The organism is Olsenella profusa F0195 (assembly GCF_000468755.1).
GTDB lineage: Bacteria > Actinomycetota > Coriobacteriia > Coriobacteriales > Atopobiaceae > Olsenella_F > Olsenella_F profusa.
Genome location: NZ_AWEZ01000007.1, coordinates 22,124 through 30,095, shown reverse-complemented (window position 1 = coordinate 30,095; position 7,972 = coordinate 22,124). Strand labels below are relative to the sequence as shown.

Sequence of the window (7,972 nt, the reverse complement as noted above, 5' to 3'; positions counted from 1 at the left end):
TGCGAGTCCGCGGCGCGGGCGCTCGACCGGCTCTGCTCCTGGATGATGCACTCGAACGTCCCGGAGATGAAGGTGGTCGCGGGGACGCTCCGCAAGGAGCGGGAGGGCATCCCCGACTGGTGGCGGAGGGGCTCGACGAACGCGATCCTGGAGGGGCTCAACTCAATCGTCCAGTCCATCGAGAGGGCCGCGAGGGGCTTCAGGAACACCGGGTACTTCGAGACGATGATATTCCTCAGGCTCGGTCGCCTGGACTTCTCGGCCCAGCTGGCCGTCTCGACCGCTACCCACTAGAAACCGTAAAGAGCCCAAAAAAGCAACCCATGGTTGGTTGCGGGAGTGGCTCAAGAGGCCAAGACTCATCAGGGAGATGGACGGGAGCATGTCTGACCACATTGGAGAGGCAAGAAGAGATCGTGGCACAACGGGCTTAGAGAGGGATATGGGCGCGATAGGGGACAACATCCAAGCGAGAAGGGCCGTGCGAGGACTGAGCCAGGCCGCGCTTGCCGAGGAGCTCGGCATCAGTCGCCAGTCCGTCGCCAAGTGGGAGTCGGGCAAGAGTCGCCCCGACCTGGAGAGGATGGCTCGCCTGTGCGACCTGTTTGGCTGCACGATGGACGAGCTGGTATATGGCAGCGCCTCCGCGACTGTTCGGCCAAGGTGTCTTGAGCCCCCTCCCGACGTGCCTGCTGGTGATGGAGAGGCGGGTTCGTCTGAGTGGGGGAGCATCGAGGACACGAGTTACCAAGGCACGGCGGCCCGTGCCTATGAGCGCTATGCCACAAGGCGTTGCCTGCTTCTGGCGTCTGGATGTGCGGTGCCCGTCCTGGGCCTTGGCGTGGCCTTCCTGTGCGTTGGACTTGGCGTCTCCAGGGCGCTCGCGTTCGTGCTGTGGATGCTGACGGTGGCCGCCGCTGGGCTGCTGCTTCGCATGGCACATCTCGAGCGCCATGAAATGATGGAATCCCATGGTCAGATTGCTGAGTTCCATACCTTGGAGCAAAGGCATGAGGCACATATTGGCCAGACGATCACCTACTCAATTTCCTTTGTTATGTTCTGCGCGGCATTCGTATGCTCGTATGCGGGCGATTGGATGCCAAGCCTCTGGTGGCCACTTTCGGGACTGACTTGGATTCTCTTGGCGGTTTCAGTCTTTCTGGGGGTGGCGTCATACCAGCGTGGGCGACTCGTGTCGACGCAGCACTACAACGGGGCCGTGCAGAGCGAGACGAAGGTGAGCCCGCACGGCGAGGACACGTAGTCCTCAGGCCTTTCGGGAAGGGGCATTCATGGGCGAGCTGGTTCTTGAGGTGAGGGACGTCTCGAAGCGCTTCCGCGACATCCAGGTGCTCGACCATGTGAGCCTCGGCCTTGAGCGGGGGAAGGTCTATGGCCTCATCGGGCGGAACGGCGCGGGCAAGACCACGCTCATGCGCATCATATGCGGCATGTCCCATCCCACGTTGGGGTCCGTGTCCCTCTTTGGGCAGACCGGCGAGGCGGAACTCTGCCGGTGCCGTGCGAGGATGGGGTGCCTCATCGAGGGCCCAGCCGTGTACGCACGGCTGACGGTCATCGAGAACATGACCATGAGGGCGCTGCAGAAGGGCTGCTATGACAGGGACGAGATTCTCCGATGCCTCGAGCTGGTTGGCCTTTCCGACGTCCGCGACAGGCGCGCGCGTCACCTCTCCCTGGGAACCCGCCAACGACTGGGCATAGCCCTGGCCCTCGTGGGCAACCCGCGCCTGCTCATTCTCGACGAACCCACCAATGGCCTTGACCCGGTCGGCATGGTGGACGTGCGGGCCCTGTTGCGCGCGCTCTGTGACCAGCACGGGGTGACCCTGCTCGTCTCCAGCCACATACTCTCCGAACTGCACCAGTTGGCGGATGACTTCGTGCTCATGGATGGTGGCAGGGTGCTGGAGGAGCACACCCACGATGAGCTTACGCAGATGTGTGGTTCCCGTGAATCCCTGGAGGACTATTGCCTGTCTCGAGTCACGGGGGTGCGGGGCTGATGGGCGTCGTGGGACGCCTGGTGAGGGCGGAGCTGTATAGGGTTGTCCACGAGCGGCAGTTCTTGTTGGTGCTTGCGATTATCGTGGCCCTCTTCCAGTTCATGTATATGGGGGGAGACTACTACTCCCTCAAGGGTTTTGATGCCTTGGTCAAGGCATCGGTTGCTGTGAGGGTGGGCTGCGTCGTCCTGGTCGTCGCGCTGTCTGGCGGCTCCTCTCTCGCGCGGGACCTTGAGCGGCGGACCTTCCAGTCCTATGTCGTCAGCGGGGCCTCACGCTCCCAGATGCTCCTCGCCAAGCTCGTCGTGCTCTATCTGATGGAGCTCGTTCTCACGCTGGCCTTTCCCGTAGCCTATGCGTTGCTCTGCTGCCTACTCAATGGCGGGTGGGGTTCGGTTGGGTGGGGTGGCAGGCAGTTTGACGCCTCCTCCTTTCTGCCCTATGCGTTGGCGGTCGTGTCGTCGGTGCTCGCGTGTGCCTCGGTGTCGGGGCTTGTCGCGGTCCTCACGGGGCGGGTGAGGGCCACCCTGGCCTGCGTTGGCGGAATAATCGGGACTCAGTGGCTATTGTCCATGGGGGGTCTCGTGGCTACGCCCGCCCTGTCGTGGCTACCCCTCATGGCACTTGATTGGGCCAGTTCGGGACAGGTGCCCGAGACCCTCTCATGCCTTGTCGGCGTCGTGTGGCTGTGCGCCTGCATGGCGGGATCCATGGCTGCCGTGAGGAGGAGAGAGTGATGTACGGCCTGCGCCTGGTGTCTGATGAGAGGAGATGGTGTCACGGAGGGTGTGGGCGCTCACTGTTTTTTTTGGAGGGATGTCATGAGCACATGGGGCCGCATTGCGGTCAAAGAGTACGGATTGTCTCTCCTTGTCTGTGCGGTGTCGTCGATGGCCGTTGGCGTCATTGCGGCCATACGCCTTCCACAGACCGTTGGGTCGCCCATGGTGTCCGGTCTTGCCTCGGGTATTGGCATCGTTCCTGTCTCCGTCGGAGTGTTGATGTCCACGGCATGCGTAAGCGATCGTTTCTCAACCAGAATAATTGGATCGGCGGTTTGTGCCGGACGCAGCCGAGCCAACATATATGCTTCGCTGGTACTCGTGAGCGCCGTATTTGTCTTCGAGTCGATTGCCCTCTGTGTGCTTGGTTGTCGCGTCTGCGAGAGCGTGATGGGCCCTTACAATGAGACCATAGGGTCTGGATGGGACATCTTTGGTGACATCCTGGCCTGTGCCATTCCGCTTGCGGTTTTCGTTTTCCTTGTCGTCTTCATCGCGTTGCTCGCACAAGAGCCTGCCAAGGCAACTATCACCATGATAATGGTGCTCTTCTCTCTTGTCGCGATCATGATGACGCTCGTGCAGGGGGGAGCTTCGTGTCCGCTGGCCATGGCACATCCAATAGTGTTCATGAGATGGCTCTCTGAGCGCAGCCTGTCCTATGCAGACGTAGCTTTGGGCGAGGGGTTCGCTGCGTTTTGGGTCGTCTCTCTGCTAGGGGGGTCCTGGCTTGTCCTTCGCGGATGCGAGTTGAGTTAGGGGCAATCGAAGGGCCTGGGGGATAGTCATGCGCGGGCAGGCCTTCTCGTGTCTGGGTGCCGCGACACCGGCAGGATGGGTGAACCCGACTTCCCCAGGAGCAAGGGCCGATCCTGGGGGCATTCTGTGGTTGACGTGCAGGCCGTAGAGCCTTACAGCTGCTTTGATACAATAAGAATCGTATCTGTCAGTTTTCGCTACGGAGAAAAGGAGCACGTGTGGCTAACCACTTTCGCAGCAGCGAGCGACAGGGGGACGAGAAGCCAAGCCAGCAGGCAGAGGCTCGACAGCAGGACGAGGAGCCGAGCCAGCAGGATGAGGCCACCTCCAAGGCCGATGCCGTCGACGTGTCGGATGCAGAGGTAGAGGCCGCCATGGCCGACCTCCCCTCTGCGGCGAGGTGGAAGGCGAGCTCTGCTGCCAACAGGCTGAGTACCGCGGACGAGCCCGTGGACGCAACGTCCACCCAGGATGAGGAATCAGACGCCGACGGCACCGACCTTGCCGTTGCCGACGATTCGGATGACATCACGGCACAGCCTGGCTTCACGAGCGTCTTTGCGCCTTTGGCCAACAGTGACGCGCCTGCGGTGGATCGCAGCGGCACCCCCACCATTTCGCTCAGAAACGTAACACACATCTACCCAGCCCAGCCCAACAAGCCCGCGCTCGAGGACGTGAGCCTCGACATCTACCCCGGCGAGTTCGTCTTCGTCGTCGGTCACTCGGGTTCCGGCAAGTCCACCTTCCTCAGGCTGCTCACGCGCGAGCTGCGCGCGACCAGCGGCAAGGTGATGGTGGCGGGCCAGGAGCTCACACGACTCCGCAACCGCAAGGTTCCCTATCTGCGTCGTCAGATCGGTACCGTCTATCAGGACTTCAAGCTCCTGCCAGACAAGACGGTCTACGAGAACGTGTCCTTCGCCCTCGAGTGCATCGGCAAGCCCCGCTCCGTCATCAAGGCCCAGGTGCCCGAGGTGCTACGCCTCGTGGGCCTGGCCGAGAAGATGGACAACTACCCAGACCAGCTCTCCGGCGGCGAGCAGCAGCGCGTCTCCGTTGCCCGTGCCATGGTCAACCGCCCGCCGCTTTTGGTGTGCGACGAGCCCACCGGCAACCTGGACCCTGCCATCTCCCTGGGCATCATGAAGCTCCTGGATCGCATCAACCGTACGGGCACCACCGTGGTCATGGCGACGCACGACCGCGAGATGGTCGACTCCATGCGCAAGCGCGTCATTGCCCTCGAGGCCGGCCACATCGTGCGTGACCAAGAGAGGGGAGGCTACGGCAACTATGGTGTTCTCTAACTTCGGCTACTCCATGCGCGAAGCGGGGCGTCATTTCCACCGCAACTGGTCGACCGTCCTGGGTGCCATCGTCACCATCTTCCTGTCCCTGTTCGTGATCGGCCTGTTCTCCCTCGCGTCCGTCATCCTGGCCCGCCAGGTGAGCGACGTGGAGGATCAGGTGACCATCCAGGCCTTCCTCTCCGATGACGCCTCGCAGGCGGACATCGATGCCCTGAGGGAGAAGATCTCGGGATGGGACAATGTGCAGAGCGTCGATTTCAAGAGCAAGGACCAGGCGCTCGAGAGCTATCGCCAGAAGATGGGCGACCAGACGGTCGACGGCGTCGTGAGCGCCCTCGACGGCAACAATCCCCTACCGGCGTCGCTGGTCATCAGTCTCTCCAATCCCAACCAGGTGGAGGGTGTCGCCAACCAGCTTGCGGAGGATGCCGATTTCCAGCAGATCGCCGACAAGGCCGACGTGACGCAGTCCATCCAGTACAGCCGCGACACGGTCAAGAAGCTCCTCAACCTCACGTCCTTCGTGCGTGTGGGCACCGTGGTGCTCGTCGTGCTGCTCGCCTTCATCGCGTTCGTGTTCATCAACAACACGATTCGCCTTGCCATCTCGGCACGCCGTCGCGAGATTGCCATCATGCGTCTGGTGGGCGCCTCCAACGGCTTCATACGCGGTCCCTTCCTGGCCGAGGGCATGCTCGAGGCTATCATCGGAGCGGTGCTTTCCATCATCGTGCTTCAGGTGGGCGTGAGCGTCTTCCTGCCACGCCTGCAGGAGAGCCTCTCGTTCCTCTCGTTCGAGATCCCCATCCTCACGCTTGTCGGGACGTACGTTGCCCTGCTTGTGGTGGGCTTGGTGCTGGGCCTGTTTGGCTCGGCCATCGCCATGAGGCGCTATCTCAAGGTATAGGGATCCTCACAGGGCAGGGAAGGGGGCGGCGCAGTTCACGGCTGCGCCGCCCCCTTGGTCAGGGCTGCACATCCCACGGGGATGGGTGCGCCAGCAGGGAGGCACGTATGGGGCGCGCGCGAAGGCCGCATGGCTCCACAAGGAGGAAGGGCACCGGCGGGGTCCGTAGGCGCAGGACGCTGCTGACGGGCACCATACGCATGCGTACGTCGGGAACCGCCACCGTGAGCACGCCCGAGGGCAGCTTTGTCGTGGCGCGTGGCGGCGTCCGCCAGGCCATGAACGGAGACGAGGTGCAGGTGAGCCTCGTCACGCGTCATGGGGGCGCCCGCCTTGCCGTCGTGCAGGGCGTGCTGCAGCATGCGACGACCACCTTTCTGGGAACCTATGACGTTGCGGACCCCCTGGGCGTGGTGGTGCCCCTGGACGCGCGCATCCGCAGGGACTTCTTCGTGCTGCCCGAGGACACCAGCGCGCGGGATAGGGGCGTGGTCACGGGAGACGTGGTGCTGGCCCGCATTCTGGAGTATCCCGCACGGGGAAGCGCCGGCATCGTGACCATCGAGCGTCGTCTGGGCTCGGGGGCCGGCATCGATCTGGCGATGGAGACCGTCATGGCCAGTCACGACCTGCCCCTGGCATTCCCCGAGGCGGCGCTCGCGCAGGCGGAGACGCTGTGCGTGGACGTGCCCGCGGCCCTTGCCGATGCGCACCGTCGCGACCTGCGCGAGCGCTGTGTGCTGACGATCGATCCCGCCGATGCCCGCGACTTCGACGACGCCGTGGCGGCACGTCGGCTGGAGCATGGCGGCTACGAGGTCGAGGTGCACATCGCCGACGTGAGCCACTATGTGGCCTGGGGCAGCCCGATAGACGACGAGGCCAAACGTCGGGGCTGCTCCGTATACCTGGCGGATCGCGTGATCCCCATGCTGCCCGAGCGCCTGTGCAACGACGTGTGCTCGCTGCGTCCGGGCGAGGATCGCCTGACCATGGGCGTGCTGCTGCGCCTGGATGCCCAGGGTGCCATCCTGAGCGCCGACCCCTGCCGATCGCTCATCAGGTCGAAGGCGCGGCTCTCCTACGACCAGGCCGACGCCCTGCTGGCGGGGACGCTGGAGGTGGGCGCCCTGCCCTGTGAGCGTGCCTGGGCGCAAGGGGTTGCCGACGCCATCCGCGTGCTGGACGAGGTGGCACGCCTGCGTCAGCGCATCCGTCACGATCGCGGTGCCATCGACTTTGCCACGCGCGAGGCCAAGGTGACGCTCGACGATGCGGGACACCCCACGGGTGTGGTGGTGCGTGAGCGCACCCGCGCCACGGCCCTCATCGAGGAGGCCATGCTCATGGCCAACGAGAGCGTTGCCCGGATGCTGGCCGACCGCGACATACCCTGTGCCTACCGCGTGCACGAGCGGCCATCGCCGGATCATCTGAAGGCTGCCGTGCCCATCCTGCAGGAACTGGGCCTGCCGGGGGAGGCGGGGCGGGAGCTTGTGACGGGCGATCCCCAGGCCCTCCAGCGCGTGCTTGCGGAGGCGGCGGGCACCCCTGCCGAGGTGTTGGTGAACTCGCTGCTGCTTCGTGCACAGAAGCGGGCAGTCTATCTGCCACATAACGAGGGGCACTATGCCCTGGCGGCACAGGCGTACTGCCACTTCACGTCGCCCATCAGACGCTACCCTGACGTGCTGGTGCATCGCACCCTGGGCTCCCTCATGGACGGGGCCCTGGGCGGCAGGGTGGCTCGGGCGATCGTGCGCGAGCTTCCCCAGCTGTGCCGCACGAGTTCCGAGCGAGAGCGCGTGGCCGACGCGGCGGAGCGTGACTCCCAGAAGGTCAAGATGGCCGAGCTCTTCGCGCGCAGGGTGGGGGAGAGCTTCTCGGGGGTGGTCACGGGGTGCGAGCGCTATGGGCTCTTCGTCATGCTGGATGACAGCTGCGCCGAGGGACTGGTGCCTGTGCGCGATCTGGGCGACGAGTACTTTGCCTATGACGAGGCCCGCCTGACGCTGACAGGCGAGGAGAGCGGTCATACATGGCGTGTGGGCAGGCACATCGCCGTCACCGTAACGGGGGCGACTCCCCTGCGCGGACAGATAGACTTCACGCTCGCGCACGGGGCTGCAAAGCGCCCCAAGCGGGTAAGCTAAGGAGGATGGAAGCGCTTGGTGCCGCACA

8 protein-coding genes are annotated in these 7,972 nt (G+C 64.1%); all 8 read left to right on the top strand.

Features of this window, described 5'->3' with window-relative positions; translation table 11 throughout:
• The coding region (locus HMPREF1316_RS01145; protein WP_021725047.1) for an ISL3 family transposase at positions 1-294 on the top strand (294 nt) is incomplete at its 5' end.
• A 76-nt stretch (positions 295-370) separates the two neighbouring features.
• Complete coding sequence (locus HMPREF1316_RS01140; protein ID WP_084620789.1) at positions 371-1,267, top strand: helix-turn-helix domain-containing protein; 897 nt, start codon at positions 371-373, stop codon at positions 1,265-1,267.
• Positions 1,268-1,295: 28 nt separating this feature from the next.
• Positions 1,296-2,030, top strand: a complete 735-nt coding sequence (locus HMPREF1316_RS01135) for an ABC transporter ATP-binding protein (RefSeq protein ID WP_021725034.1) — start codon at positions 1,296-1,298, stop codon at positions 2,028-2,030.
• On the top strand, positions 2,030-2,767 hold the full coding sequence (locus HMPREF1316_RS01130; RefSeq protein ID WP_021725058.1) for an ABC-2 family transporter protein: 738 nt from the start codon (positions 2,030-2,032) through the stop codon (positions 2,765-2,767). Before HMPREF1316_RS01135 ends, HMPREF1316_RS01130 begins: the two co-directional genes overlap by 1 nt.
• Positions 2,768-2,851: 84 nt before the next feature.
• Positions 2,852-3,571: a hypothetical protein gene (locus HMPREF1316_RS01125; protein ID WP_021725035.1), complete on the top strand. Its 720-nt coding sequence runs from the start codon at positions 2,852-2,854 to the stop codon at positions 3,569-3,571.
• A gap of 218 nt (positions 3,572-3,789) precedes the next feature.
• A complete protein-coding gene (ftsE, locus tag HMPREF1316_RS01120) occupies positions 3,790-4,881 on the top strand; it encodes a cell division ATP-binding protein FtsE (RefSeq protein WP_021725051.1) in 1,092 nt (363 codons plus the stop codon).
• Positions 4,868-5,791 carry a permease-like cell division protein FtsX gene (gene ftsX, locus HMPREF1316_RS01115; RefSeq protein WP_040650755.1) on the top strand — a complete coding sequence of 308 codons (924 nt, stop codon included), beginning with the start codon at positions 4,868-4,870 and terminating at the stop codon, positions 5,789-5,791. Before ftsE ends, ftsX begins: the two co-directional genes overlap by 14 nt.
• Before the next feature lie 107 nt (positions 5,792-5,898).
• Entirely contained in the window at positions 5,899-7,944 is a 2,046-nt protein-coding gene (rnr, locus tag HMPREF1316_RS01110) for a ribonuclease R (RefSeq protein ID WP_021725038.1), read from the top strand.
• The last annotated feature ends 28 nt before the right edge of the window (positions 7,945-7,972 follow it).

Excerpts from the sequence above, each read along its gene's own strand:
- HMPREF1316_RS01140 (WP_084620789.1), top strand. The coding sequence starts at position 371 with ATGGACGGGAGCATGTCTGACCACATTGGAGAGGCAAGAAGAGATCGT.
- HMPREF1316_RS01135 (WP_021725034.1), top strand. The coding sequence starts at position 1,296 with ATGGGCGAGCTGGTTCTTGAGGTGAGGGACGTCTCGAAGCGCTTCCGC.
- HMPREF1316_RS01125 (WP_021725035.1), top strand. The coding sequence starts at position 2,852 with ATGAGCACATGGGGCCGCATTGCGGTCAAAGAGTACGGATTGTCTCTC.
- rnr (WP_021725038.1), top strand. The coding sequence starts at position 5,899 with ATGGGGCGCGCGCGAAGGCCGCATGGCTCCACAAGGAGGAAGGGCACC.
- HMPREF1316_RS01130 (WP_021725058.1), top strand. The coding sequence starts at position 2,030 with ATGGGCGTCGTGGGACGCCTGGTGAGGGCGGAGCTGTATAGGGTTGTC.
- ftsX (WP_040650755.1), top strand. The coding sequence starts at position 4,868 with ATGGTGTTCTCTAACTTCGGCTACTCCATGCGCGAAGCGGGGCGTCAT.